Origin of the sequence: Actinokineospora sp. NBRC 105648, from assembly GCF_030269645.1 — a bacterium.
In the GTDB taxonomy this organism is placed as follows: Bacteria; Actinomycetota; Actinomycetes; order Mycobacteriales; family Pseudonocardiaceae; genus Actinokineospora.
In genome coordinates, this window is record NZ_BSTR01000036.1 from 43,071 (window position 1) to 67,723 (window position 24,653).

Genomic DNA, 24,653 nt, shown 5'->3' on the forward strand with positions numbered 1-24,653 from the left:
TGTCAGACCCGCAAACTTCACCTGTGCAGACGAATCGCCGAGTCCGCTTCGGGTTCTAGCCTCGCTGGATGACAACCGCGCTCGCCGCCCAACCGTCCACTTCGAGCACTTCCGGGCGGGCGGTGGCGGGGCAGCGGCTCGAACCGCCGGCGATTCACGCGATCTGCCTGGACATCGACGACACCCTCGTCGACTTCACCGGCTCCGCGCGCTCCGCGCTCTCGGTGCTCACCGGCCGCGATGACATGTGGCCCGCCTGGCAGCGGATCACCGACGCGCACAGCGCCCGGTGCGTGGCGGGCGAGTTCGACTACGACGCGATGCGCCGGGCCCGCACCAAGGCGTTCCTGGCCGACCTGGGCACCCAGCTCGACGACGAGGCGGTCGCCGTCCTGGAGGACCGCAGGCTGGCCCAGATGAGCCGGGGCTCCCGGCTCTTCCCCGACGCCCTGCCCTGCCTGGACTGGCTCCGCGCGGCCGGGTTCAAGATCGCCGCTGTGACCAACGCCTCACGCCCGCACCAGCGCGGCAGGCTCGCCACCCTGGGCCTGGCCCGCTTCTTCGACGCCGTGGTCAGCGCGGGCGAGCTCGGCGCGGCCAAACCGGACCCGGTGATCTTCCACACCGCGTGCGAGCAGCTCGGCGTCGAACCCGACCACGCGGCCCACGTCGGCGACCGGCTCGACCTCGACGCCCAGGGCGCCCGCGACGCCGGGCTGCACGGGATCTGGCTCGACCGCACCCACACCGGTGACCCCGAACAGGCGGGCGTCCCGGTCGTCGACAGCCTCGCCGAGCTGCCCGCGCTGCTGGTCACCGACTACCGCACACCGACGGTGACCAGCGCTTCAGCGGTGCCCACCCCACGGGGGTAGGGGCCGATTTCTCGATCAGCGGGGGTGTGGTCTAACATCTTCCCCGGCAAGCAAGACAGCCGCAGGGGAGACCCGGACGAGCTGGATCGCAAAGCCAATGGGGTATGGTGTAATTGGCAGCACGACTGATTCTGGTTCAGTTAGTCTAGGTTCGAGTCCTGGTACCCCAGCGGTGAAGCCGCACAGCGGTTTTGCTAGAGTCTCTCCTCGCGAGAGCGAAACTGAAGATCGAAGAAGTTCCTGGCCCCGTCGTCTAGCGGCCTAGGACGCCGCCCTCTCAAGGCGGTAGCGCGGGTTCGAATCCCGTCGGGGCTACAGAGGTGGCAGAGGTCTGCTTGGTGCTTGCACCTTCGCGGGCCTCTTTCGCTTTGTTCTGGGGGCCGAGCCCCCAGACCCCCACGGTGCGATCGGTGGCGGTTCCAGCGTGGGCTCGGCCTTCGGCCATTGCTGCTTACGGCTTCGCCGTGTCGCATCGGGGGAATGGGTGTTGGTGTTGAAGGTCTGGTTGTGGAATTGGCCATTCGGTGAGGGGCTAGATCTGGTGAGGGGCTAGATCTATCGGGTTGGGTTTGATGGGTTCCAGCCCTCTGGTTCCAGCCCTCTGGTTCCAGCCCTCTGGTTCCAGCCCTCTGGTTCCAGCCCTCTGGTTCCAGCCCTCTGGTTCCAGCCCTCTGGTTCCAGCCCTCTGGTTCCAGCCCTCTGGTTCCAGCCCTCTGGTTCCAGCCCTCCCGTTCCACCCCTCCCGTTCCACCCGCTCGCTTCGCTTCGCGGGTGGGGGCGTGGTGTTCTTGCCTCTCTGCCTCTCTGCCTCTCTGCCTCTCTGCCTCTCTGCCTCTCTGCCTCTCTGCCTCTCTGCCTCTCTGCCTCTCTGCCTCTCTGCCTCTCTGCCTCTCGGGGGTGGTGTGGTGCGTGGGTGGTTTGGTGCGGGGGTGCTGTGGGGTGGGGTGGTTCTGGTGTGGACATGGGGGCGCCCCGGCTGGGGTGAGCCGGGGCGCTGAGGGGTGTGGTGGAGGTTGGGGGGTTATAGGCGGTTCTGTAGGGCGTCGGCGGCGGCTAGGAGGTCGGCGGCCCAGCGGGCGCCTGGTCTTCTGCCCATGCGGTCGATGGGGCCGGAGACCGAGACCGCGGCCACGACCGCGCCCGAGGTGTCCCGGACCGGGGCGGAGACGCTGGCCACGCCGGGCTCCCGTTCCGCGACGCTCTGGGCCCAGCCGCGCCTGCGGACCTCCAGGAGGGCGCGTTCGCCGAACACCGCGTCCGCCAGGAGGCTGCGCTGGGTTGCCGGGTCCGCCCAGGCGGCCAGGACCTTCGCGCCCGAGCCGGCTGTCATCGGCAGGCGGGCGCCCACCGGGACCGTGTCCCGCAGGCCGCTCGGCGGCTCGGCCGAGCAGACGCAGATCCGGTGTAGACCATCTCGGCGGTAGAGCTGCACGCTCTCCCCCGTGCGATCCCGCAGGCGCGGCAGCACCGCTGTCGCCGCGTCCAGGAGGGGGTCGGTGGCGCCGCCCGCGAGCTCGGCTAGTGCCGCACCCGGCCGCCAGCGGCCGTCGCTTCCCCTGCGCAGCAGGCGATGCACCTCGAGACCGACCGCCAGCCGGTGGGCCGTGGCCCTGGGCAGGCCGGTCTTGGTGCACAGCTCCGCCAGACCGCACGGCTCCTTGGCCACCGCCTGCAGTACGGCCATTGCCTTGTCCAGAACTCCGATGCCGCTATGCTGTCCCACGTCTCGATACTACTTTCCCGTTATGTGGGAAGTCCAGTCCGTGGGAAGCTGATGGTGATTGGCGATGGCCAAAACGCTCGCCGAGAAGGTGTGGGACCAGCACGTTGTGCGCCGTGGCACCGGTGCCGAGCCTGACCTGCTCTACATCGATCTGCACCTCGTGCACGAGGTGACCAGTCCGCAGGCGTTCGACGGCCTGCGGCTGGCCGGGCGCCCGGTGCGCAGGCCCGACCTGACCATAGCGACCGAGGATCACAACGTACCGACAGTTGGGATCGATCTCCCGATCGCTGACCCCGTCTCGCGCACCCAGGTGGAGACGCTGCGCCGCAACTGCGCCGAGTTCGGTGTCCGGCTGCACTCGATGGGCGATGTCGAACAGGGCATCGTGCACGTCGTCGGACCGCAGCTGGGCCTGACGCAGCCGGGCACGACGGTGGTGTGCGGGGACAGCCACACCTCCACGCACGGCGCGTTCGGCGCCCTCGCCTTCGGGATCGGCACCTCCGAGGTCGAGCACGTGCTGGCCACCCAGACGCTGCCGTTGCGCCCCTTCAAGACCATGGCGGTCACCATCACCGGCGCGCTGGGCCCCGGGGTCACCGCCAAGGACATCATCCTGGCCGTCATCGCCAAGATCGGCACCGGCGGCGGGCAGGGCTACGTCCTGGAGTACCGCGGCGAGGCCATCGAGGCGCTCTCGATGGAGGCCCGGATGACCGTCTGCAACATGTCGATCGAGGCGGGCGCGCGGGCCGGGATGATCGCCCCCGACGAGACCACCTTCGCCTACCTCAAGGACCGCCCGCACGCGCCGCGCGGTGCCGACTGGGACGCCGCGGTGGCGCAGTGGCGGGAGCTGCGCACCGACGACGGCGCGACCTTCGACGAGGAGGTCGTCCTCGACGCGGACACGCTGACCCCGTTCGTCACCTGGGGAACCAACCCAGGCCAGGGGCTGCCGCTGTCCGCGGCGATCCCGGACCCGGAGCTGATCGCCGACGAGAACGAGCGCGTCGCCGCCGAGAAGGCCCTGTCGTACATGGACCTCGCCCCCGGCACCCCGCTGCGGGCGATCTCCGTCGACACCGTCTTCCTCGGCTCCTGCACCAACGGGCGGATCGAGGACCTGCGCGCCGCGGCCGAGGTGATCCGCGGCAGGCAGGTCGCCGAGAGCGTCCGGATGCTCGTGGTGCCCGGGTCGATGCGGGTCCGGGCGCAGGCCGAGTCCGAGGGTCTGGACCAGGTCTTCCTGGCCGCGGGCGCGGAGTGGCGGCAGGCGGGCTGCTCGATGTGCCTGGGCATGAACCCCGACCAGCTGGCCCCCGGGGAGCGCAGCGCGTCCACTTCGAACCGCAATTTCGAGGGCAGGCAGGGCAAGGGCGGGCGCACCCACCTGGTGTCCCCGCTCGTCGCCGCGGCCACCGCCGTGCGCGGCACGCTGTCCTCGCCCGAGGACCTGGTAACCGCCGCCACCAGCACCGACGCGAAGGACTGAGGCAGGACATGGAGCCGTTCACCACCCACACCGGCGTCGGCGTGCCGCTGCGCCGGTCCAACGTGGACACCGACCAGATCATCCCGGCGGTCTACCTCAAGCGGGTGAGCCGCACCGGGTTCGAGGACGGGCTGTTCGCCGCCTGGCGCTCCGACGAGCACTTCGTGCTCAACCAGGAGCCCTACCGGGCGGGCAGCGTCCTGGTCGCCGGGCCGGACTTCGGCACCGGGTCCTCGCGCGAGCACGCGGTCTGGGCGCTGGGCGACTACGGCTTCCGGGCCGTCATCTCGGCCCGCTTCGCCGACATCTTCCGGGGCAACGCGGGCAAGCAGGGGCTGGTGGCCGCCCAGTGCGAGCAGTCCGACATCGAACTGTTGTGGAAGCTGCTCGAAACCGAGCCGGGCACCGAGGTCACCGTCGACCTGGTCGAGAAGACCGTCCGCGCCAAGGACTTCACCGCCCCGTTCGTCGTGGACGACTACACCCGCTGGCGGCTGCTCGAGGGCCTCGACGACATCGCCCTGACGCTGCGCCACGTCGCGGTGATCGACGAGTTCGAGCAGGCCAGGCCCGAGTGGAAGCCCCGCACCACCCCCATCCCGACCGCCGCCGGGCAGCACTGACGGCCGGGCCGGAATCCCCTTTCGGCAGGCGGGTTCCGGCCCCGCCCGGGCGGTGAGCCCGGGTCCACAACCCAACCTCGGCACCCCCGCGCGACGCCCGAAATCCGCCGCTTCGGCCCCCTCAGGGGGCCCGACCTCGCATGCGGCAAGGAAAAATCGGGCGCGTCGCGTGGAAATCGCGCGCATTTGGGCCTATCTTTGCCAGAAGTCGGCCTGAATCGGCCGTAAACGTGCAGTGTGGCTCTCTTACGGAGGACTGAAGGGTGAACAAGGCCCAACTCATCGAGGCGTTGACCGAGCGTCTTGGGGACAAGAAGGCCGCGGGCGCCGCGGTCGACGGTCTCGTCGACGTGATCGTTCGTACGGTCAACAAGGGCGAGAAGGTCAACATCACCGGCTTCGGCGTGTTCGAGAAGCGCGCGCGTGCCGCCCGCACCGCTCGGAACCCGCGGACCGGCGAGACGGTGAAGGTGAAGAAGACCAACGTCCCCGCGTTCCGCGCGGGCACGATGTTCAAGGAGGTCGTGAGCGGGACCAAGAAGCTGCCCAAGGTCGCGGCGACCCGGTCGGCCGCGGGCACCACCCGCACGGCGACCACCGGCACCCGCACCACGGCGGCTCGCGGCACCGCGGCCACCACGACCACGACGCGGGCTACCGCAACGCGTGCGGCGGCGGCGAAGCCCGCGGCCGCGACCACGCGCAGCACCACCACGCGCACCCGCGCGGCGGCTGCCAAGCCCGCGGCCGCCACCACGGCGACCAAGGCGACGACGACGCGCACCCGCGCGGCGGCGGCGAAGCCGGCAGCGGCAGCGGCGGCCCCGAAGGCGGCGGCTCCCAAGGCAACCGCGGCGAAGACCACCGCGGCCAAGAAGACCACCACCGCGGCGGCCCCGAAGGCGGCAGCGGCCAAGAAGACCACGGCAGCCAAGAGCAGCACGCCCCGCGCGACTGCTAAGACCGCCAAGAAGTAGCACCACCCGGCCGGTTCCCGGCCAGTAGTACCCAGCAGTACCGCACATCGCGAGAGCCCCGCACGCTTCCCCCGTGCGGGGCTCTCGCGTGTTCGGGGCCCGATCCGGCAGCGGACCGCTTGGGCGCGCACAGAACTCGGTGTGAGGCCCGCGCTGCCGCTCCTCCAGGGCGCACCGGCGGTCTCCGGCCGGGTTCCTCGACGTGTCCGGCCTGGGCCGAGTCACGGATCCAGTGCGTGCCCGGGGAAGCCCGATCCGGGTCCCCGGGTCCCTTGGTGGGCGGTTGAACCGCCGACCCCGTGCGCGCCTGGGATAGTCCGACCGGGCTCGACGACCGCTCGACGATGGAGTGAATCGCGAACTCCGTGCGAGTGGGCCCGTCAGCTCGTCCTAGTGCGGGCGGTGTCGGGACTCGGTGTGGGCTGGGAAGTTCGGTGGGATCTGTGGCCACGTCCCGGAGGGGTGTGGCCGGTCTCGGGCGGGTAGGCCAACGGTCCTACCGGGTTCACTGCTTCGCGGCAACGGGGTGAATCTCGGATCCCGTTCGAGTGGCCGAGGTTCAGCTTGTCGCCGCCCCGTCAGCCGGCCTGGGGCAAGACCGCTCCCGCTGGGGAAGTCCGGCGGGATCCGTGGTTTCGCGGCAGATGGGTGTCGGCGGCCCCGAACTGCTCGGCAGTGGTCGGCCGGGTCCGTGCGTCCTCGGCGACGGGGTGAATCGTGGACTCCGTTCGGGTGGCCGAGTTCGCGAAGCCGCGTGACCGGGTTGGCCTGAACAGCTCCAAGTCGCCGCTCTCCCGCGTTTCCGGGCAAGGCCAACCAGGTTCCTCGACCTACTCGGCCGCCGGGGGTGAATTGCCTATCAGGCGCGCTCCGCCCGGCCGGGAGAGGCGGGAACGGGTCAGGCGGTGGGGATGTAGTCCGCCGCCACCAGGCGGGCGTCCGCGTCGAAGCTGAGGACCCACACGCTGCCCTTGCGGCTCTTGAGGTCCGCGGCCTCCACACGGGAGTCGGTCAGCAGGTCGGCCAGCACGTCCGGGATCACCCCGCCCTGACTGCACACCACCGGGGTCCCGCCGTCCTTCGCCAGCTCCAGCAACCGCGCGGTGGCCGCCCCCGGCGACGCCTCGTGCGCCTGCTCGGAGAGCGTGGGCTCCGGCACGACCGGCACCCCCAGCGCCGCCGCCAGTGGGGCCACTGTGGCCGTGCAGCGCACCTTCGGGACCGAGTGCACCCGGTCCGGCCCGAACAGCGGCAGCAGCCGGGTCAGGGCGTGGCTCTGCCGCTCACCGGTGGGCGAGAGCGGCCGCTGGGCGTCCGGTCCGGTCCACAGCTGCTTCTTGCCCGCGTGCGCGTGGCGCACCAGCAGCACGGTCGTGGTGTCGGCCGGTGCGTCGGTGAACCTGTGCAGGACCACCCGGTCGTGCGGGTAGCGGCACAGGTCCGCCGCGGCGTCGACCGGCAGCCAGCGCAGCTGGTCGACCTCGTCGTTCGGCTCGAACGCCCCGCCCGCCGCGCGCGCGGCGAAGTAGTCCACCGTCTTGTCGCCGTCCGGCACCCGGTAGGACACCCGGGCCAGGAAGCGGCCGAGGACCGCGGCGAACCCGGTCTCCTCGGCGACCTCCCGCACCGCGGCGGCGTGCGTCGACTCGCCGCGGTCCAGCTTTCCCTTGGGCAGGCTCCAGTCGTCGTAGCGGGGCCGGTGGACGACGGCGACCTCCACGCCGCCCGCCCCGCCCCGCCACAGCACCGCGCCCGCGGCGGCGATCTTCCCCGACACCGGGCTCAGCCGATTGCGCGGTGGCGGGCCAGCAGCTCCGCCTGGTGGTCGCGCACCGACGAACCGTCCTCTGGCGAGGGCAGCCACTCGCCCTCGGCGGTGAGCACCCAGCAGCGCGTGGACGGGTCCAGCGCGGAGGAGAAGATGTCGTCGAGCTGCGCGGTGAGCCGCCGGTCGGTGACCCGCAGCTGCACCTCGACCCGCCGGTCCAGGTTGCGGTGCATCATGTCCGCGCTGCCGATCCAGTGCTCGTCGGAGCCGACGAAGTGGAAGATCCGCGAGTGCTCCAGGAACCGGCCCAGGATCGAGCGGACCCGGATGTTCTCGCTGAGCCCCGGGATCCCCGGCTTCAGCGCGCAGATCCCGCGCACCACCACGTCGACGGGCACCCCGGCCTGCGACGCCCGGTAGAGCGCGTCGATGACCTGTTCGTCCACCAGGGAGTTCAGCTTGATCCGCACCCCGGCGGGCTTGCCCGCGCGCAGGTGCTCGACCTCGAGCTCGATGCGCTCGACGATGCCCCGCCGCACGCCGTAGGGGGCCACCAGCAGACTGCGGTACTGGTCCTGCCGGGCGTAGCCGGTGAGCACGTTGAACAGGTCGGTGAGGTCGGCGCCGACCGAGGGCTCGGCGGTGAGCAGGCCGACGTCCTCGTAGAGCCGCGCGGTCTTCGGGTTGTAGTTGCCCGTCCCGATGTGGCAGTAGCGCCGGATGGTCGAACCCTCCTGGCGCACCACCAGCGAGGTCTTGCAGTGCGTCTTGAGACCGACCAGGCCGTAGACCACGTGCACGCCCGCCTTCTCCAGCGCGCGCGCCCACTTGATGTTGGCCTGCTCGTCGAAGCGCGCCTTGAGCTCCACCAGCGCGACGACCTGCTTGCCCGCCTCGGCCGCGTCGATCAGCGCGTCGACGATGGGGGAGTCGCCGGAGGTGCGGTAGAGCGTCTGCTTGATCGCCAGCACGTGCGGGTCGCTCGCCGCCTGCTCGACGAAGCGCTGCACGCTGGTGGAGAACGAGTCGTACGGGTGGTGCACCAGGACATCGCCCTCGCGCAACGTCGCGAAGATGCTGCGCGGGGTCTCCCGCTCGGCGAAGGCGGGGTGGGTCGCGGGCCGGAACGGCGCGTCCTTGAGCTCCTTGCGGTCGACACCGTAGATCTGCCACAGGAACGACAGGTCCAGCAGCCCGTGCACGACCACGACGTCGTTGGGGTGCACCTCGAGCTCGCGCAGCAGCAGCTCGAGCATGTGCTCGCTCATGTCGTCGGAGACCTCCAGGCGCACCGACGGACCGAAGCGGCGCTGGGCCAGCTCCCGCTCCAGCGCCTTGAGCAGGTCCTCGTCGCGGTCCTCCTCGACCTCCAGGTCGGCGTTGCGGGTGACCCGGAAGGCGTGCACCTCCAGCAGGTCCATGCCCTTGAACAGCGAGGTGAGGTGGGCCGCGATCAGCTCCTCCATCGGCAGGAAGATCGCCACCTGCTCGTCGTCGCTGCGGTCGATGGGCACCAGCCGCGGCACGTTGTCGGGCACCTTCACCCTGGCGAAGCTCTCCCGGCCGCGCTCCGGGTCGCGCACCGTCACCGCGAGGTTGAGCGAGAGGCCGGAGATGTAGGGGAACGGGTGCGCCGGGTCGACCGCGAGCGGGGTGAGCACCGGGAAGACCTGGTCGCGGAAGTACGCCGAGAGCCGGGTGCGCTCGTCGTCGGTGATCTCGCTCCAGGCCGCGATCCGGATGCCGCGCTCGCTCAGCGCCGGGCGCACCTGCTCCTCGAACACCTTGGAGTGCCGCTCGACCAGGTCCTGGTTGCGCTTGGCGATGTAGCCCAGCTGCTCGCGCGGGGTCAGCCCGTCGGCGCTGCGCACCGAGAGCCCGGTCTCGTTCCGGCGCTTGAGGCCCGCGACCCGCACCATGTAGAACTCGTCGAGGTTCGAGGCGAAGATCGCCAGGAACTTCGCCCGCTCCAGCAGCGGCTGCGAGGAGTCCTCGGCCAGCGCCAGCACCCGGGCGTTGAAGTCCAACCAGGACAGTTCGCGGTTGAGGTAGCGGTCGTCGGGCAGGTCGGTCTCCGCCGCGGCCGGGGTCACCGCCGGGGGAGCCGACGGCACGCCCCTGGGCTCCGGTCCGCTCCCGGTGGGGGCGGGCGGCGGCGCGGGGACGTCGCCGCTGGTCGCTGGGGCCTGGTCCTGAGTGCTCTCCGTGCTCACGATCCCCATTGTCGGGTACCGACCGGCCAACAGCCCAGCCGAGCGAGGTACCCGACTGTGAATTCTCAGCGCACCCCGCACCCGGCGTGGGCCAGTCGGGCGGTGCGCGCGCCGAGCCCGAGCGCGTGCGCCTCGCGCAGGTCACCGGGGGTGTCGACATCGCAACGCAAGTGGGCCAGCGACTCCCCGACGCGGACCGCGCCCGCCCCGTGCGCGGCGGCCGAGCCGGGCCCGAACCGGGGCGACAACGCGCCACCGGGCGCGGGCAGCAGCAGGGTGGTGCCGGTGCCCGGGCGGTCGGCGACGAAGGCGCGCCTGCCGTCGGCCTCGGTGATCGCGGCGGTCAGGTCGGCCGGGCGCAGGGCGGGCAGGTCCGCCTGCATGGCGCCGACCACCGCGTGCGCGTCGTCCGCGCGCAGCCGTTCCGCGCCGTGCCGCAGCGCCTCGTTGAGACCGGCCAGCCCGCGCTCGTCGACGCACTCCGCGCCGGTACCCGCCAGCGCGGCGACGACCCGTTCGTCCTCGCACACCACCAGGACCCGGCGCACGCCCGCGGCGGCCAGCGCGGCGGTCACCGTGTCGAACACCACAGCCAGCACCAGCTCACGGTGCTCGGCCCGCCCGCCCGGCACCGCGCCGCGCAGCCGGGACTTGGCCCGGTCCAGGTGCTTGACCGGCACGACGAGGTCCACCACCCGATCGATACTGCCGGCCCGCGCGGCGGGCACCCCGTCTGGACCCGTGCGCGGGCGGCAGGGAGACTCACGGGCCACGGTGTCTCGCGGGTCGAGGAGGAGCGGGTTTTGGGCAAGCGTGAGAAGGGCGGGTTCTGGGTCGGCGCGGCCGCCGCGGTGTTCTACCCGCTCAGCTGGCTGGGCAAGCGCACCTACCGCGACAGCGGGAAGCTGCCCGCCGACGGCCCGGTCCTGCTGGTGATGAACCACGTGTCCCACCTGGACCCGCCCAACGACGCGGTGTTCGTGCACCGCAACAAGCGGGTCCCGCGCTTCATGGCCAAGGACAGCCTGTTCAAGGTGCCGCTGTTCGGCAAGATGCTCGCGGGCTCCGGCGGCATCCCGGTCTACCGCGGTTCCGCGGAGGCCAAGCACAGCCTCAGCGCCGCGCACGACGCCCTGCAGACCGGCAAGGTCGTGCTGATCTACCCCGAGGGGACGATCACCAAGGACCCGGACGGCTGGCCGATGCGCGCCCGGACCGGGGTGGCCCGGCTGGCGCTGGAGAACGACGTCCCGGTCATCCCGGGTGCCCGCTGGGGGACCAACCGGATCTGGGACGGCTACACCAAGAAGTTCCGGCCGTTCCCGCGCAAGCGGGTCGTGACGCTGCTCGGCGACCCGGTGGACCTGTCCGCCTACCGGGGCCAGCCGGTGACCAACCAGCTCTTGCGCGAGGTCACCGACCTGCTCATGAGCCACGTGCGCACCCTGCTGGCCGACATCCGCCAGGAGCCCGAGCCCGCCGAGTTCTTCCGGCCCGGCGCCCGCCGCGGCACCGACGAGGCCGCGAGCTGAGATGGCCGCCGCGGGCAAGATCACTGTGATGGGCTCCGGTTCCTGGGGCACCACCTTCGCCAAGGTGATGGCCGACACCGGCCGCGAGATCACGCTGTGGGCGCGCCGCCGCGACGTGGCCGAGGCGATCGCAGAGACCAGGGAGAACCGGGAGTACCTGCCCGGCGTCCGGCTCCCGGACACCCTCCGGTCCACTTCGGACCCGCTGGTGGCGCTGGACGGGGTGGACACCGTCGTGCTCGCCGTGCCGAGCCAGACGCTGCGGCACAACCTCACCGCCTGGCGCGGCCTGCTGCACCCGGGGGCCACCCTGGTGAGCCTGGCCAAGGGCGTGGAACTGGGCACCCTCAAGCGGATGAGCGAGGTCGTCGTCGACGTCACCGGCGTCGGCGAGGACCAGGTCGCGGTGGTCTCCGGGCCGAACCTGGCCAAGGAGATCGCCCTGGAGCAGCCGACCGCCACGGTGATCGCCTGCCGCGACCACGACCGCGCGGTGGCGCTGCAGCGGGCGTGCACCACCGGGTACTTCCGCCCGTACACGATCACCGACGTGGTCGGCTGCGAGCTCGGCGGCGCGGGCAAGAACGTGATCGCGCTGTCCTGCGGCATGGCCGACGGCCTCGGCTTCGGCGCGAACACGCTGGCCACGCTGATCACCCGCGGGCTGGCCGAGATCACCAGGCTGGGCGCGGCGCTGGGCGCGGACCCGATGACCTTCGCCGGTCTGGCCGGGCTCGGCGACCTGGTGGCGAGCTGCTCCTCCCCGCTCTCCCGCAACCGCACCTTCGGCGCCCGGCTCGGCCGCGGCGAGACGATGGCGCAGGCCCAGGCCGCCGTCGGCGGGCAGGTCGCCGAGGGCGTGAAGTCCTGTTCACCGATCCGCGAGCTGGCCCTGCGGCACGGTGTCGAGATGCCGATCACCGATGTGGTGCACCGGGTCTGCCACGACGGGTTCGACCTGCGCGAGATGGCGGGCGAGCTGATCGGCCGCAAGACCAGGCCGGAACGGTGACCGGCGAGCTGGGCGACGGCACCCGCTGCGTGCACGCGGGCGACGCCCCCGCCGAACCCGGTGCACCGCTGGTGCCCCAGCCCCTTCTCGCCGCGCCGTACCACCTGGGCGAAGACGGCTCGACGGACTTCTACGGCCGCGCGGGGAATCCGACGTGGCGTGCCCTGGAGTCCGCGCTCGGCGGGCTCGACGGCGGTGAGTGCGTCGTCTACCCCTCAGGTATGGCCGCGGTGTCCTCGTTGCTACGAGTGGTCTTGTGCGCGGGCGACACGGTAGTGCTGCCTTCGGACGGCTACTACCTAGCCCGCTCTTACGTTCGCGAGCACTTGAGCGCCCTGCGGTTGGACGTCCGCGAGGTGCCGACCGCCGCGCACTGGACACCCGACCTCGTCGAGGGCGCGCGCTTGGTGCTGCTGGAAACCCCGTCCAACCCCGGGTTGGACGTCTGCGACATCGCGGAGATCTCGGCGTTGGCGCACGTGTCCGGGGCGCTCGTCGCGGTGGACAACACGACCGCGACCCCGTTGGGACAGCGACCGTTGGCGCTCGGCGCGGACCTGTCGCTGGCCAGTGACACCAAGGCGGTCGCCGGGCACAGCGACGTCGTCCTCGGCCACGTCACCGCCGCCGACCCGGCGCTGGCCGCCCGGCTGCGGGCCGAGCGAACGGCGAGCGGCGCGATCCCCGGTCCGTTCGAGACCTGGCTGGCACACCGCGGACTGGGCACGTTGGACCTTCGCCTCGCCCGCCAGGCGGAGAACGCCGCCGGGCTCTACGAGGCGTTGCGCGAACACCCAAGGGTGCGCGGCCTGCGGTGGCCCGGTTCCCCGCACGACCCCGCGCACGAGGTCGCCGCGCGGCAGATGCGCCGGTTCGGGGGAGTGGTCACCTTCGAGTTGGAGTCCGAGGGCGCGGTGGCGGAGTTCTTGGCGCGCACCACCCTGGTCGCCGCCGCGACGAGCTTCGGCGGCCTGCACACCAGTGCCGACCGCCGTGCCCGCTGGGGCGACCCGGTGCCCGAGGGACTGCTCAGGTTCTCCTGCGGCTGCGAGGACACCCGCGACCTGGTCGCCGATGTCCTCGCAGCACTGGCCTGATCGAACCGGACCCAGGACCTGGAACCCAGGGCCTAGACCGGCAGCGTCATCCGCATGACGACATCGCCGTGCGGGCCGTCGTGCGAGCCACCGGCGGCCTCGACGCTGACGCCCACCTCGGTGGCCGCGCCGATCCCGGCGGTGTCCAAGATGGACACCCGACCGCTCGGGTCCGGGCTGATCAGCCCGACCGAGCGCGCCTTGCCGTCCTGGTCCATCAGCCACACCTGGTAGTCCTTGCCGCTGGGCGCCGCGGGGACGTTGCCCGCCAGCAGGAGCACCTGGTTGCGCTGCCGGGAGACCACGACGGTGCCGTTGAGGCCGGAGGTGGTGGAGCCGCTGACGACTCGGGCGTCGTTCGCGGAGAGCACCTGCTCCATCGCCGCGGCCTGCGCCTGCTGGACGTCGAGCTGCTTGCGGTTCTGCACGAGCAGCACGCCCAGGGACACCGAGACGACCAGCAGCGCCGCCGCGGCCAGCCCGGTCAGCCGGAGCGCCCACGAGGAGCGGCCTGCCCTGACCTGCCTGCGTTCGGCCAGATCACCGGCCCGGGTGCTCGTCTCCTGACCCACCGGGGGGAGCTGGCGCACCTCGGCGATGCGGGCGAGCACCCGCGCCTTCAGCTCGGCCGGTGGCTGCTCCGAGGCGGCCTCGCCGAGCCGGGTGGCGGTGGCCCGCAGCTCGGCCACCTCCTGCGCGCAGGACTCGCAGTCGACGAGGTGGCGCTCGAACGCGGCGCGCTCGAACTCCGGGATCGCGTTGAGGGCGTACGCCCCGGTCAACGCGTGGATGTCAGCGGTCATCGGGCCACCCCCAGGCAATCTCGCAGACGGATCAGCCCGTCGCGTAGTCGTGTTTTGATCGTGCCGAGCGGGGTGTCGAGCAGCTCGGACACCTCGCGATAGGTCAAGCCGCGGTAGTAGGCCAGTTCGACCGACTCCCGCTGCAGGTCGGTGAGCGAGGTCAGGCAGCGGCGCACCTGCTCGTGCTCCAGCCGCGTGCTCACCTGCTCGGCCACCTCGTCGAAGGGGCGCGTGGTCTCGCGCCGGAACGCCTTGTCCTCGCGGTCGGTCGCCGACTGCGAGGAGCGCACCCGGTCGACCGCGCGGCGGTGCGCCAGGGTCATCACCCAGGTCATGCCGCTGCCGCGCTCGGAGTTGAAGCGGGCGGCGGTGCGCCACAGCTCGAGCAGCACCTCCTGGGTCACCTCCTCCGACTGCGCCGGGTCGCGGACGATGCGCCGGACCAAGCCGAACACCGGGGCCGACACCAGGTCGTAGAGCCGTTCGAAGGCGGTCTCGTCGCCGCGGGCGACGAGCTGGAGCAGCCCACCCGCGTCCGGTGGCAGCGCCTCGTCCTGGGCTGCTACGCCCACGATCCGCCGAACTCGTTCGGCCATGCCCACCCGCTCTCGTCCAGGCGCCACGGTGTCGCGCTACTCGGCCATTCGGTGCCCACCCCGGGCCCGGATTGGCGAAGCGTCCCATGGTGTGGGCGGTGTTGACCGGCTGGGGCGGCCCTGGTTGCCTATCGCTGTGCTGCTGCGTGCGACGACCGACCGGCGGGGTCACATCGACCTCGGCCTGGCCGCGAGCGCGCTCTGTCTCTGTCGGTGATCCAGCCCACCCCGACGGCCCGGACCAGGGTCGCGCCGTGCCTGTGCATCCCGGAGAGATCAACTTCCATGTTCGCCGTTCCGCCCAACACCGTCGCGCTCACCGCCACCCCGGCCGGGGCGCACCCCGCGCTGATCGCCCACGAGGTCGCCGCCGACCGCGACCGCTGGCGCCACCTGCTGCGCTACGACCCGAGCGAGCGCTTCGCCGCCCTGGTCGAGCGCACCGCCGAGCAGGAGACCTGGCTGATGAGCTGGCTGCCCGGCCAGGGCACCGACCTGCACGACCACTCCCGGGCGACCGGCGCGTTCACCGTGGTCTCCGGCTCGCTCACCGAGCGGGTGGTCGTCCCCGGCCGCGCCTTCGAGGCACTGCACGGGCTCACCGCCGGGCAGTCGCGGGTCTTCGGCCCCGGCTACGTCCACCAGGTGCGCAACGACTCGCCGGACCCGGCGGTGAGCATCCACGTGTACCGGGCCGCCCGCCCGGCGATGGGGTACTACCGGCTCGACCCGGTCACCGGCCTGGAGCCGCTGCCGCCCGTCGGGTGACGTGCTCGGGCACCGGGCGGCCGGGGACGGCCGACTCGGGCTCGGCGAAGCCCCAGCGCACCGGCAGCACGCCCGCCCAGCACAGGTCCGCCTCGACGTCGGCGTCGTCGTCCACCGGCCCGCCGACCCGGGTCTTGACCGCGGCCTCGGTGAGGTCGAGGGCGAGCACCGCGGTGGCGGCCAGCTCCTTGGGGTTGGGCAGCCGGGTGTGCTCCCACGAGCCGGGGGCCATGTGCTCGGTGAGCACGTGCAGGCCGTGCAGCTTCGCCTCCGGGTCGGTGACCGGGACGGCCGTGCCGTGGATCACCGCCGAGCGGTAGTTCATCGAGTGGTGGAACACCGAACGGGCGTAGACGACGCCGTCGAGCAGGGTCACCGCCACGCACACCTGCACCCCTTCGGCCGCCGTGCGCAGGCTGCGCGCGCCGGTGGAGCCGTGCAGGTAGAGCGTGTCGCCGTCGCGGCCGTAGCCGGTGGGCAGCACCAGCGGCGCGCCGTCGACGACGGTGGACAGGTGGCAGACCAGGCCCGCGTCGAGGGTGGCCCAGAGCGCGTCGCGCTCGGCGACCGCGCGCTTGGCGCCGCGCTTGACCGTGCTGCGTTCGGTGGGGGACAGCGGCAGCGTGCCGTGCTCGTTCTCGCTCACGGCTTCTACGGTGACCGGCTCAGTGGCATGCTGACAGGGCCACAGCCGAGGGATCTCAGGAGGCCACTCGTGACGGAGAGCCCCGCGCTGCCGGTCACCCTCGACCGGCGCTCGCCCATGCCCCTGGCCGTGCAGCTGGCCGAGGAGCTGCGAGCCGCCGCCGCTGACGGCAGGCTCCGGGCCGGTGACCGGCTCCCCTCCACCCGCGCCCTGGCGACCCAGCTGGAGGTCAGCCGCACGGTCACCGCCGCCGCCTACGAGCAGTTGCACGCCGAGGGCTGGATCACCGGCAGGCACGGCTCGGGCACCTACGTCACCACCGCGCCCCCGGGCTCACCCAGTGCCCGCCCGCGCCGCCCGCGCCAAGAGGCCCAGGACGAGACCGCGGTCGACCTCCGGCCGGGATCACCGTGGGCGGGCGGGATCGACCGATCCGCTTGGCGCCGCGCCTGGCGCGGGGCCGCCGACGTCGCGCCGATGCCACGCCACCAACGCGCGGGCATCCCGGCATACCGGGCCGCGGTGGCCGAACACCTCTTGCGCCACCGAGGACTTCGGGTGCGCGCGGAGTTCGACGAGTCGGGTGAGGGTGAGTCCGTCCTGGCCACCGGCGGCACGACATCGGCGTTGGCGGAACTGGCCAAGACCATGTTGCGGCCGGGGGACACCGTGGCCGTCGAGGATCCCGGTTACCAGCGCGCGGTCGACACCATGCGCGCGGCCGGGTTGCGCGTCGTGCCCGCGCCGGTCGACGCCGACGGCCTGCTGCTGGACGCGATCCCCAAGGGTGCCAAGGCGGTCTACTGCTCGCCCGCCCACCAGTACCCGCTGGGCGGCCGGATGTCCGCGCGCCGCCGGGTGGAGCTGGTCGAGCGGGCCCGGCGCGAGGGCTGGCTGGTGATCGAGGACGACTACGACGGCGAGCTGCGCTACGACGTGGCCCCGCTGCCGCTGCTGGCCGCGCTGGCCCCGGACGTGGTGGTGCACCTGGGGACCACGAGCAAGATCCTCACCCCGACGCTGGGCGCGGGCTGGATGGTCGCGCCGCCGGGGGTGGTCGCCGCGGTGGTCGAGCACCGCGAGTCGACCGGCACCAGCCCCTCGGCCGCGGGCCAGTTGGTGCTGGTGGAACTGGCCCGCAACGGCGACCTGGGCAGGCACCTGCGCAAGCTGCGCCGCGAGCTCTCCGAGCGGCGCACCCTGCTGGTCGACGCGCTGGCCGCGGGCGGGGTGCGGTTCCTGGGCGACGACGCGGGCGCGCACCTGGTCGTCCCGGTCGACTCGGCCGCCGCCGAGCGCGAGCTGATCGAGGCCGCCCGGCACCGGGGTCTGCTGCTCGACGGGCTGGCCCGCCACCACGTCGGCAAACCCACCTGGTTCGGCGTCGCGCTCGGGTACGCCGCCTGCTCCCGCGCGCAGCTGCACACCGCGATCCCGGTGCTGCTGGGGTTGCTGAGGTCGAACGGTCCCGCGGTTAGCCCATCCGGGTAGGGTTCTTCACCATGGCCAGCCCCAAGATCCGCGTCGCAGTCGTGTTCGGCGGCCGCAGCACCGAGCACCCGATCTCCTGCGTCTCGGCGGCTGGCGTGCTCAGCAGCCTGGACCCGGAGCGGTTCGAGATCGTGCCGGTCGGCATCACCCGCGAGGGCGCCTGGGTGCTCGGCCCGGCCGACGCGGACGTGTTGCGCCTGCACGGCCGCGAGCTGCCGAGCGTCACCGCGGGCACCTCGGTCACGCTGCCCGCGGACCCCTCGTCGGTGGGCTTGGTGGTGCTCGAGCCGGGCCGCGCGGGCGAGGTGCTCTCCGGCATCGATCTGGTCCTGCCGATGCTGCACGGCGCCTACGGCGAGGACGGCACCATCCAGGGCCTGCTGGAGATGGTGGGCGTGCCCTACGTCGGCGCGGGCGTGCTGGCCAGCGCGGTGTCGATGGACAAGGGCTACACCAAGAAACTGCTCGCCGCCGAAGGGATCCCGGGCGGTCGCCACGTCGAGCTGCGCCGGGGCGCCGACACGCTCACCGCCGACGAGCGCGACCTGCTGGGCCTGCCGGTGTTCGTCAAGCCCGCGCGCGCGGGCTCGTCCACCGGCATCTCCCGGGTCACCTCGTGGGACGACCTCGACGCCGCCATCGCGACCGCGCGCGAGATCGACCCCAAGGTGCTGGTGGAGGCCGCGGTGGTCGGCCGCGAGGTGGAGTGCGGGGTGCTGGAGTTCCCGGACGGCACGGTGCGCGCCTCGCTGCCCGCCGAGGTCAAGCTGGTCGAGGGGATCGACTGGTACGACTTCGACGCCAAGTACCTCGACGACGTCTGCGAGATCGAGATCCCGGCCAAGCTGCCCGACGAGGTGTCCGACCGGCTGCGCGCGATGGCCGTCGACGCCTTCCACGCGCTGGACTGCCAGGGCCTGGCCCGGGTCGACTTCTTCGTCGGCCCGGACGGCGAGCTGACCGTCAACGAGGTCAACACGATGCCCGGCTTCACCCCCACCTCGGCCTACCCGAAGATGTGGGCGACCTCCGGGGTCGACTTCCCGGCGCTGCTCACCGTGCTGTGCGAGACCGCGCTGGCCCGGGGGACCGGCCTGCGCTAGGGCCGCACCGGCCGCTCGGCCAGCGCCCGACCGACCACTTCGGACACTGTCTGGAGTGGACCGGTACCCACCCCCGACGGGAGCGTCAGCGCCACGTACACCGGCCGGTCGACGACGAACCAGCTGGCCGAGCCGTCGCCCTCGACCGGCAGCCAGCGCACCCTGGAGACCTCGCGCAGCCCCGAGGTCTGGGTCAGCTCCGGCGGTTTGCCCAGCCCGCAGCGCAGCACCACCGGGTCGCCGAGCTGGTCGCCCCACGCGGCCGCGCCCGGCGGCGCCGGATCGGCGACCGCCAGCCGGTCGAGCCGCTTCTCCCCGCTGACCAGCGAAGCGGGCAGGGCGGCGAGCAGCGCGGCGCAGTCGGGGGAACCCGCGTCCGGGGCGTCCACCGGCACCAGCCCGACCGGGCCGGTGCGGGGTGCCGGTGCGGTGGCCTCGGGTTCGGCGGGCAGGAACCGGCTGGCGACCACCACGCCCACCGCCAACAGGGCGACCAGCACCGCGGCGGTGGTGACCGCGGTGCGGGAGAGGCCGGTGCGGGTGGTCTGCGAGCTCACCGGGCCACTAGACCACGGCTCAGAGGTGGACCACCGGGCAGGTCAGCGTCCGCGTGATGCCGTCGACGTTCTGGATGCGGGCCACGACGAGCTGGCCGAGCAGGTCGACGTTGTCCGCCTCCGCCCGCACGATGACGTCGTACGGCCCGGTGACATCCTCGGCCGTGGTGACCCCGGCTATGCCGGAGATCTCGGCGGCGACCGCCGCGGCTTTGCCTACCTCGGTCTGGATCAGGATGTATGCGTGGACCACGGCGCGCCCCTTCGCGGCTAGGAGTCCCCAAGAGGTAGGAACGTGTCCAGCAACGTACCCCAGTTGCGTATCGATGGGGATTCCGAATGTCGGTGATCGGAGGAAGCAGTGAGCCCGAACACGCCTGATGGCGCGGAAACCGTGGCCGAGGTGGGCGAGTTCGGTCTCATCGAACGCATCACACGGGGCAGGCAGCAGCCCAGGAGCACGCTCCTGGGACCCGGGGACGACGCGGCCGTGGTGGCCGCGCCGGACGGCCGGGTGGTGGCCTGCACCGACGTGCTCGTCGAGGGGGTGCACTTCCGCCTGGACTGGTCGAACCCGGACCACGTGGGGCGCAAGGCGGTCGCGGTGAACCTGGCCGACATCGCCGCGATGGGCGCGGTGCCCACCGCGGTCCTGGTCGGCCTGGCCTGTCCATCCGGGACGAGCGCGGCGGTGGTCGACCAGCTCACCGCGGGCATGTGGCACGAGGCGGCCCGAGCGCGCGTCGGTGTCGTCGGCGGCGATCTGACCGAGGCGCCGACCCTTGTGATCTCGATCACCGCGCTCGGCGACCTGCGGGGCCGCAAGCCGGTCACCCGCGGCGGCGCGATGCCCGGTGACGTCGTCGCGGTCGCCGGGCGGCTCGGCTGGAGCGCGGCCGGGCTCGCCGTGCTGGGCCGCGGCTTCCGCTCGCCGGTCAGCGTCGTCGGCGCGCACCGCGCCCCGGAACCGCCGTACCCGGCCGGTCCGCAGGCCGCCGACGCCGGTGCCACCGCGATGATCGATGTGTCCGACGGCCTGCTCGCCGACCTGGGCCACATCGGCACGGCGTCCAATGTGGCGATCGACATCCGCGGCGACCTCATCGAGGTGCACCAGCGGCTGGTCGACGTGGCGGCCGCGCTCGGCGGCGACCCGCGGCACTGGGTCCTCACCGGCGGCGAGGACCACGCGCTGGCCGCCACCTTCCCCGACCCGGCGGGCGTGCCCGACGGCTGGCGGACGATCGGCACCGTCACGCGTGGCAACGGCGTCACCGTCGACGGCGTCCCCTACACGGGCGCCGCGGGCTGGCAGCACTGGCGCTGAGCGACAATTGCCGGGTGCGCATCGAATCCCGGCAGTACGACCACCCCGACGCGGTGAAGCTCATCGACGAGGTGCAGCAGGAGTACGTGATCCGCTACGGCGGCGTCGACGAGACCCCGGTCGACCCGGCCGAGTTCGCCCCGCCGCTGGGCCTGTTCCTGGTCGGCTACCTCGACGACGTCCCCCTGGTGACCGGCGGCTGGCGCAGGCACGACGAGTCCAGCGTGGAGATGAAGCGGCTCTACGTCAGCCCGTCGGCCCGCGGCAAGGGCCTGGCCCGCGCCATGCTCGCCGAGCTGGAGATCGCCGCGGCCGAGGCGGGCTACCGGAACCTGATCCTGGAGACCGGCAGCAAGCAGCCCGAGGCGATCGCGCTGTACCTGTCCTCCGGGTACACCAGGATCACCCCGTTCGGCTTCTACGCCGACGCCCCCGAGGCCCAGCACCTCGGCAAGGACTTGGCCCGCACGCTGGGCGCCGCCCGGGCTGAGTAGGGTTCTGCGGCGTGGCACGACCGTTGAGCGAGATCGTTGAATCCGGGTGGGCGGACGCACTGGCGCCGGTCGCCGACAAGATCGCCGAAATGGGCGACTTCCTCCGCGCGGAGGTCGCCGCCGGGCGCACCTACCTCCCCGCCGGAGAGAACGTCCTGCGCGCGTTCAAGCAGCCTTTCGCCGACGTGCGAGTGCTGATCGTGGGCCAAGACCCCTACCCCACACCGGGACACGCGGTCGGCCTCTCGTTCTCGGTCGCCCCGGACGTGCGCCCGATCCCCAAGAGCCTCATCAACATCTACAAGGAATACGGCGAAGACCTGGGCCACCCCAAGCCCACCAACGGAGACCTGACCCCCTGGGCCGAGCACGGCGTGCTCCTGCTCAACAGGGCGCTCACGGTGGAACCGGGCAAGTCGAACTCGCACCAGGGCAAGGGCTGGGAACAGGTGACCGAACAGGCCATCCGCGCCCTCGCCGCCCGAGGCGGCCCACTGGTGGCGATCCTGTGGGGCCGCAACGCCCGCAACCTGCGCCCGATGCTGGAACCGGTACCCGCCATCGAGTCGGCACACCCGAGCCCGCTGTCGGCCAGTTCGGGCTTCTTCGGCTCCCGGCCCTTCAGCAGGGCGAACGCGCTACTGGTCGAACAGGGCGCGGAGCCAGTCGACTGGAAGCTCCCCTGACGCCAGCACCTCTGAATCCTCTAATCTCACAGTAGATCTCGAATCCCTGGTCTCTAAATCCCGAAACTCAAACCCAACGCAACGCAAGTCCCGCTACGGATGCTCGATCTAGTGGACTCGCTTCGTGTGGGGGGAGAGTGCCGCTAAACTTGCCGTGGGTGGGGATGCCCTTCCCTGCCCTTTTCTCTCCACCGCGGTGCTCTAGGGGCCCCGCACGAAGCGAGTTCACTAGATCGAGCCCCGCTTTTACTCGGGCAGCCCATGTCTACGAGCCACCCGTGAGGTCGACCCCAGGGCGGCACATCTCATGAGCTGCCCGAGTAAGAGCGGGGCTCGATTGGCTGGACTGCCTTCGCGTGGGGCCCCTAGAGCACCGCGGTGGGGAAAAAGCGTGGGGTGAAGGGCATCCCCACCACAGGTCAAGTTTAGCGGTGCTCTCCCCCCACACGAAGGCAGTCCACCCAATCGAGCACTGGCGTAGCGGGTGTTGCGTACCAGCGGGCTCGGGATTTGCAGAGCGAAAGCGAAAAGCAAAAGCGTAAGAGCAGGACGTGGAGAGTAGGGGAGGGTCGGGGGAAAGTGCGCGCGAGGGCTGGGAGCGGGAGCGGGAGCGGGAGCGGGAGCGGGAGCGGGTAGGTTGGTTGGGGCTAGGCCTTTTCGAGGTATTCCGCGCGTTCCTCGTCCACCAACTGGCCCACCATGTGTGCCAGTCCGGGGAACGCCGACAGCTCCGGGTCATCGGTGATCAGCGCCTGAGCCAACACCCGAGCGTCGGCGATCACTGACTCGTCTCGCAGTAGTGACAGCATCTTCAGCCCGGACCGCATGCCGGACTGGCTGCTGCCCAGGATATCGCCCTCGCGCCGCAGTTCCAGGTCGAGTCTGGCCAGTTCGAAGCCGTCCAGTGTCGAGGCGACGGCGTCGAGTCGTTCGCGGGTTGAGGTTCCGCCGGGCATCTCGGTGACCAGTAGGCACACGCCGGGAGCGGATCCTCGGCCCACTCGGCCGCGCAGCTGGTGTAGTTGGCTCACCCCGAAGCGGTCCGCGTCCATGATCACCATGGCGGAGGCGTTGGGTACGTTCACCCCGACCTCGACGACGGTGGTGGCCACCAGTACGTCGATCTCGGCGGCCGCGAACGCGCGCATCACAGCGTCTTTGTCGTCTGCGGCGAGGCGGCCGTGCAGGATTCCCAGTCGTAGGCCGGAAAGTGGGCCGCCTGCCAGCATCGCCGCCACGTCGGCCACCGCCAGTGGTGGTCGGCGGCCGTCGTCCGAGCCGGTTGGAGCGTCTTCCTCGTCGCCGATCCGGGGGCAGACGACGTATGCCTGGTGTCCCTTGCCGACCTCTTCGCGGACCCGTTGCCACACCCGGTCGAGCCAGGCGGGCTTCTCCGCTACCGGGACCACCGTGGTGGAGATCGGTGATCGGCCTGCCGGGAGTTCGCGCAGGGATGAGGTTTCCAGGTCGCCGTAGACCGTCATGGCCACGGTGCGCGGGATCGGTGTCGCGGTCATCACCAGCACGTGCGGGCTCAGGTTCTCGCCCGCCCGTCCGCGCAGGGCGTCGCGCTGCTCGACGCCGAACCGGTGCTGCTCGTCCACGACCACGAAACCCAGCTCGGCGAAGGAGACCTTGTCCTGGATCAGCGCGTGCGTGCCGACCACGATCCCGGCCGCCCCGCTGGCCGCGTCGAGCATCGCCTGCTTGCGCTGCGGCGCGGTCAGGGAACCGGTGAGCAGGGTGATCCGAGTGGCGTTCTCGGCGGCGCCCAGCTCGCCCGCCTGACCGAGGTCGCCGAGCAGTTCGGCCAGCGAGCGCGCGTGCTGGGCCGCCAACACTTCAGTAGGCGCCAGCATCGCGGCCTGGCGACCGGAGTCCACCACCTGCAACATGGCCCGCAGCGCGACGATCGTCTTGCCCGAGCCCACTTCCCCTTGCAGCAGCCGGTTCATCGGTGCCTCGCCCGACAGGTCCGCCGCGAGTGCCGCGCCGACCTCGACCTGACCGGCTGTCAGCGTGAACGGCAGCCGTTTGTCGAACTCGTCGAGGATCCCGCCGGACTTCGGTGGGCACGCGGGCGCGGGGCGGGCCCCGGAAGCCTGGCGCCGCTGGGCCAAGGCCAGCTGCACCGCCAACGCCTCGTCCCACTTGAGTCGGGTGCGCGCGGTCTCCAGGTCGGCCCACTCCGCGGGCCGGTGGATCGATCGCACGGCGGCGTCGTAGGCGGCGAGGCCGAGTTTGGTGCGCAGCTCCTCCGGGAACGGGTCCTCGATGTCGTCGAGGACCGCGAGGGTCTGCTGCACGCACTGCGCGATCTGCCAGGACTGGATCTTCGCCGAGGCCGGGTAGACCGGGATCAGCCCGCCCGCGAACTCCTCCACCGCGCTCGGCCCGGCCGCGCCGGTCTCCGGGTCGGTGTCGCCGTCGAGCAGCTGGTAGTCCGGGTTGGCCAGCTGCAGCTTCTGCCGGAACGCGGTGACCTTGCCCGCGAACAGCGCGCTCATCCCCGGCTTCAGCTTCTCCATGTGCCACGGCTGGTTGAAGAAGGCGCAGTCCAGCGAGCGCTTGCCGTCGGTGAGCGAGACCTCGATCAGGGTGCCGCGCTTGGTCTTCATCTGCCGCTTGTTCACCGAGACGACCTTGGCCATCACGGTGACGTGCTCGCCGACCTCCAGCCCCGCGATGTCGGTGAGCTGCCCGCGCTCGGCGTAGCGGCGCGGGTAGTGCCGCAGCAGGTCGCCCGCCGTCGCCAGCTTGAACGCTGCCGCCAGGGCGTCCGCCGACTTCTTGCCCACCAACCGGTCGAGCCGGTCGCTCAGCGCTGCCATCCCTCTCCCCGGGCTCGGCGGTGAACCAGCTCA

General features: G+C 71.9%; 23 protein-coding genes and 2 tRNA genes. 15 read left to right on the forward strand and 10 right to left on the reverse strand.

Annotated elements, in window-relative coordinates; translation table 11 throughout:
• Positions 1 to 68 precede the first annotated feature (68 nt).
• The 3 genes from QSK30_RS26210 to QSK30_RS26220 all read left to right on the forward strand — a co-directional run bounded on the left by QSK30_RS26210 (position 69) and on the right by QSK30_RS26220 (position 1,190).
• Positions 69 to 875, forward strand: a complete 807-nt coding sequence (locus QSK30_RS26210) for an HAD family hydrolase (RefSeq protein ID WP_285506704.1) — start codon at positions 69 to 71, stop codon at positions 873 to 875.
• A 98-nt stretch (positions 876 to 973) separates the two neighbouring features.
• Positions 974 to 1,045 (forward strand) — tRNA-Gln (locus QSK30_RS26215).
• A 72-nt stretch (positions 1,046 to 1,117) separates the two neighbouring features.
• Positions 1,118 to 1,190, forward strand: a tRNA-Glu gene (locus tag QSK30_RS26220).
• A gap of 706 nt (positions 1,191 to 1,896) precedes the next feature.
• Here the strand turns inward: QSK30_RS26220 and QSK30_RS26225 are convergent.
• The gene (locus tag QSK30_RS26225; protein WP_285506705.1) at positions 1,897 to 2,598 is read right to left on the reverse strand and encodes an IclR family transcriptional regulator; all 702 of its coding nucleotides are present in this window, start codon (positions 2,596 to 2,598) and stop codon (positions 1,897 to 1,899) included.
• 64 nt (positions 2,599 to 2,662) lie between these two features.
• Between QSK30_RS26225 and leuC the strand changes: the two genes are divergently transcribed.
• The 3 genes from leuC to QSK30_RS26240 all read left to right on the forward strand — a co-directional run bounded on the left by leuC (position 2,663) and on the right by QSK30_RS26240 (position 5,696).
• The gene (gene leuC, locus QSK30_RS26230) at positions 2,663 to 4,096 is read left to right on the forward strand and encodes a 3-isopropylmalate dehydratase large subunit (RefSeq protein WP_285506706.1); all 1,434 of its coding nucleotides are present in this window, start codon (positions 2,663 to 2,665) and stop codon (positions 4,094 to 4,096) included.
• 8 nt (positions 4,097 to 4,104) lie between these two features.
• A complete protein-coding gene (gene leuD / locus QSK30_RS26235; protein ID WP_285506709.1) occupies positions 4,105 to 4,719 on the forward strand; it encodes a 3-isopropylmalate dehydratase small subunit in 615 nt (204 codons plus the stop codon).
• A 263-nt stretch (positions 4,720 to 4,982) separates the two neighbouring features.
• Positions 4,983 to 5,696, forward strand: a complete 714-nt coding sequence (locus QSK30_RS26240) for an HU family DNA-binding protein (RefSeq protein ID WP_285506711.1) — start codon at positions 4,983 to 4,985, stop codon at positions 5,694 to 5,696.
• Positions 5,697 to 6,594: 898 nt separating this feature from the next.
• Here QSK30_RS26240 and QSK30_RS26245 read toward each other — a convergent pair.
• Genes QSK30_RS26245 through cofC form a run of 3 tightly spaced genes read right to left on the reverse strand, consistent with a single transcriptional unit; the run spans position 6,595 to position 10,369 of the window.
• Positions 6,595 to 7,473, reverse strand: coding sequence for an NUDIX hydrolase (locus tag QSK30_RS26245; protein WP_285506713.1), 879 nt, complete (start codon positions 7,471 to 7,473; stop codon positions 6,595 to 6,597).
• Between the two features lie 5 nt (positions 7,474 to 7,478).
• Positions 7,479 to 9,686 carry an RNA degradosome polyphosphate kinase gene (locus tag QSK30_RS26250; protein ID WP_285506715.1) on the reverse strand — a complete coding sequence of 736 codons (2,208 nt, stop codon included), beginning with the start codon at positions 9,684 to 9,686 and terminating at the stop codon, positions 7,479 to 7,481.
• Positions 9,687 to 9,742: 56 nt separating this feature from the next.
• Positions 9,743 to 10,369 (reverse strand): 2-phospho-L-lactate guanylyltransferase, encoded by a 627-nt coding sequence (gene cofC, locus QSK30_RS26255; RefSeq protein WP_285506764.1) that lies wholly within the window; start codon positions 10,367 to 10,369, stop codon positions 9,743 to 9,745.
• A 111-nt stretch (positions 10,370 to 10,480) separates the two neighbouring features.
• Here cofC and QSK30_RS26260 point away from each other — a divergent pair, with 111 nt between their 5' ends.
• The 3 genes from QSK30_RS26260 to QSK30_RS26270 are packed head-to-tail and all read left to right on the forward strand — an operon-like array spanning position 10,481 to position 13,318.
• The gene (locus QSK30_RS26260; RefSeq protein ID WP_285506717.1) at positions 10,481 to 11,209 is read left to right on the forward strand and encodes a lysophospholipid acyltransferase family protein; all 729 of its coding nucleotides are present in this window, start codon (positions 10,481 to 10,483) and stop codon (positions 11,207 to 11,209) included.
• 1 nt (position 11,210) lies between these two features.
• Positions 11,211 to 12,221 (forward strand): NAD(P)H-dependent glycerol-3-phosphate dehydrogenase, encoded by a 1,011-nt coding sequence (locus tag QSK30_RS26265; protein ID WP_285506718.1) that lies wholly within the window; start codon positions 11,211 to 11,213, stop codon positions 12,219 to 12,221.
• The gene (locus QSK30_RS26270; protein WP_285506720.1) at positions 12,218 to 13,318 is read left to right on the forward strand and encodes a cystathionine gamma-lyase; all 1,101 of its coding nucleotides are present in this window, start codon (positions 12,218 to 12,220) and stop codon (positions 13,316 to 13,318) included. Before QSK30_RS26265 ends, QSK30_RS26270 begins: the two co-directional genes overlap by 4 nt.
• 32 nt (positions 13,319 to 13,350) lie before the next feature.
• Here QSK30_RS26270 and QSK30_RS26275 read toward each other — a convergent pair whose 3' ends face one another.
• Positions 13,351 to 14,121, reverse strand: a complete 771-nt coding sequence (locus tag QSK30_RS26275) for an anti-sigma factor (protein ID WP_285506722.1) — start codon at positions 14,119 to 14,121, stop codon at positions 13,351 to 13,353.
• Positions 14,118 to 14,717 carry a sigma-70 family RNA polymerase sigma factor gene (locus QSK30_RS26280; protein WP_285506724.1) on the reverse strand — a complete coding sequence of 200 codons (600 nt, stop codon included), beginning with the start codon at positions 14,715 to 14,717 and terminating at the stop codon, positions 14,118 to 14,120. The genes QSK30_RS26275 and QSK30_RS26280 overlap by 4 nt, the downstream gene beginning before the upstream one ends.
• A 285-nt stretch (positions 14,718 to 15,002) precedes the next feature.
• Here QSK30_RS26280 and QSK30_RS26285 point away from each other — a divergent pair, with 285 nt between their 5' ends.
• Positions 15,003 to 15,485, forward strand: coding sequence for a cysteine dioxygenase (locus QSK30_RS26285; protein WP_285506725.1), 483 nt, complete (start codon positions 15,003 to 15,005; stop codon positions 15,483 to 15,485).
• Here QSK30_RS26285 and QSK30_RS26290 read toward each other — a convergent pair.
• On the reverse strand, positions 15,451 to 16,131 hold the full coding sequence (locus QSK30_RS26290; RefSeq protein ID WP_285506727.1) for a pyridoxamine 5'-phosphate oxidase family protein: 681 nt from the start codon (positions 16,129 to 16,131) through the stop codon (positions 15,451 to 15,453). The two genes, QSK30_RS26285 and QSK30_RS26290, sit on opposite strands and share 35 nt — an antisense overlap.
• Before the next feature lie 27 nt (positions 16,132 to 16,158).
• Between QSK30_RS26290 and pdxR the strand changes: the two genes are divergently transcribed.
• Together pdxR and QSK30_RS26300 are read left to right on the forward strand one after the other, a co-directional pair.
• Positions 16,159 to 17,622: a MocR-like pyridoxine biosynthesis transcription factor PdxR gene (gene pdxR, locus QSK30_RS26295; RefSeq protein WP_285506729.1), complete on the forward strand. Its 1,464-nt coding sequence runs from the start codon at positions 16,159 to 16,161 to the stop codon at positions 17,620 to 17,622.
• 11 nt (positions 17,623 to 17,633) lie between these two features.
• A complete protein-coding gene (locus QSK30_RS26300) occupies positions 17,634 to 18,725 on the forward strand; it encodes a D-alanine--D-alanine ligase family protein (protein WP_285506731.1) in 1,092 nt (363 codons plus the stop codon).
• On the opposite strand, the gene QSK30_RS26305 is transcribed toward QSK30_RS26300, so the two are convergent.
• Both QSK30_RS26305 and QSK30_RS26310 read right to left on the reverse strand, forming a co-directional pair.
• On the reverse strand, positions 18,722 to 19,282 hold the full coding sequence (locus tag QSK30_RS26305) for a DUF3515 domain-containing protein (RefSeq protein ID WP_285506733.1): 561 nt from the start codon (positions 19,280 to 19,282) through the stop codon (positions 18,722 to 18,724). The two genes, QSK30_RS26300 and QSK30_RS26305, sit on opposite strands and share 4 nt — an antisense overlap.
• A gap of 19 nt (positions 19,283 to 19,301) precedes the next feature.
• Positions 19,302 to 19,535 carry an Lrp/AsnC ligand binding domain-containing protein gene (locus tag QSK30_RS26310; RefSeq protein ID WP_285506734.1) on the reverse strand — a complete coding sequence of 78 codons (234 nt, stop codon included), beginning with the start codon at positions 19,533 to 19,535 and terminating at the stop codon, positions 19,302 to 19,304.
• A 108-nt stretch (positions 19,536 to 19,643) separates the two neighbouring features.
• Here QSK30_RS26310 and QSK30_RS26315 point away from each other — a divergent pair, with 108 nt between their 5' ends.
• From QSK30_RS26315 to QSK30_RS26325, 3 genes are read left to right on the forward strand one after another with little or no spacing between them, the layout of a single operon-like run.
• Entirely contained in the window at positions 19,644 to 20,609 is a 966-nt protein-coding gene (locus tag QSK30_RS26315) for a thiamine-phosphate kinase (protein ID WP_285506736.1), read from the forward strand.
• A 14-nt stretch (positions 20,610 to 20,623) separates the two neighbouring features.
• Positions 20,624 to 21,103: a GNAT family N-acetyltransferase gene (locus tag QSK30_RS26320; RefSeq protein ID WP_285506739.1), complete on the forward strand. Its 480-nt coding sequence runs from the start codon at positions 20,624 to 20,626 to the stop codon at positions 21,101 to 21,103.
• An 11-nt stretch (positions 21,104 to 21,114) separates the two neighbouring features.
• Positions 21,115 to 21,789, forward strand: coding sequence for a uracil-DNA glycosylase (locus tag QSK30_RS26325; protein WP_285506741.1), 675 nt, complete (start codon positions 21,115 to 21,117; stop codon positions 21,787 to 21,789).
• 647 nt (positions 21,790 to 22,436) lie between these two features.
• On the opposite strand, the gene recG is transcribed toward QSK30_RS26325, so the two are convergent.
• Positions 22,437 to 24,620 (reverse strand): ATP-dependent DNA helicase RecG, encoded by a 2,184-nt coding sequence (gene recG, locus QSK30_RS26330; RefSeq protein ID WP_285506743.1) that lies wholly within the window; start codon positions 24,618 to 24,620, stop codon positions 22,437 to 22,439.
• Positions 24,621 to 24,653 lie beyond the last annotated feature (33 nt).

Coding starts and splice junctions, on each gene's coding strand:
- QSK30_RS26210 (WP_285506704.1), top strand. CDS start 69: ATGACAACCGCGCTCGCCGCCCAACCGTCCACTTCGAGCACTTCCGGG.
- leuC (WP_285506706.1), top strand. CDS start 2,663: ATGGCCAAAACGCTCGCCGAGAAGGTGTGGGACCAGCACGTTGTGCGC.
- leuD (WP_285506709.1), top strand. CDS start 4,105: ATGGAGCCGTTCACCACCCACACCGGCGTCGGCGTGCCGCTGCGCCGG.
- QSK30_RS26250 (WP_285506715.1), bottom strand. CDS start 9,686: ATGGGGATCGTGAGCACGGAGAGCACTCAGGACCAGGCCCCAGCGACC.
- QSK30_RS26265 (WP_285506718.1), top strand. CDS start 11,211: ATGGCCGCCGCGGGCAAGATCACTGTGATGGGCTCCGGTTCCTGGGGC.
- QSK30_RS26275 (WP_285506722.1), bottom strand. CDS start 14,121: ATGACCGCTGACATCCACGCGTTGACCGGGGCGTACGCCCTCAACGCG.
- QSK30_RS26280 (WP_285506724.1), bottom strand. CDS start 14,717: ATGGCCGAACGAGTTCGGCGGATCGTGGGCGTAGCAGCCCAGGACGAG.
- QSK30_RS26285 (WP_285506725.1), top strand. CDS start 15,003: ATGTTCGCCGTTCCGCCCAACACCGTCGCGCTCACCGCCACCCCGGCC.
- pdxR (WP_285506729.1), top strand. CDS start 16,159: ATGCTGACAGGGCCACAGCCGAGGGATCTCAGGAGGCCACTCGTGACG.
- QSK30_RS26300 (WP_285506731.1), top strand. CDS start 17,634: ATGGCCAGCCCCAAGATCCGCGTCGCAGTCGTGTTCGGCGGCCGCAGC.
- recG (WP_285506743.1), bottom strand. CDS start 24,620: ATGGCAGCGCTGAGCGACCGGCTCGACCGGTTGGTGGGCAAGAAGTCG.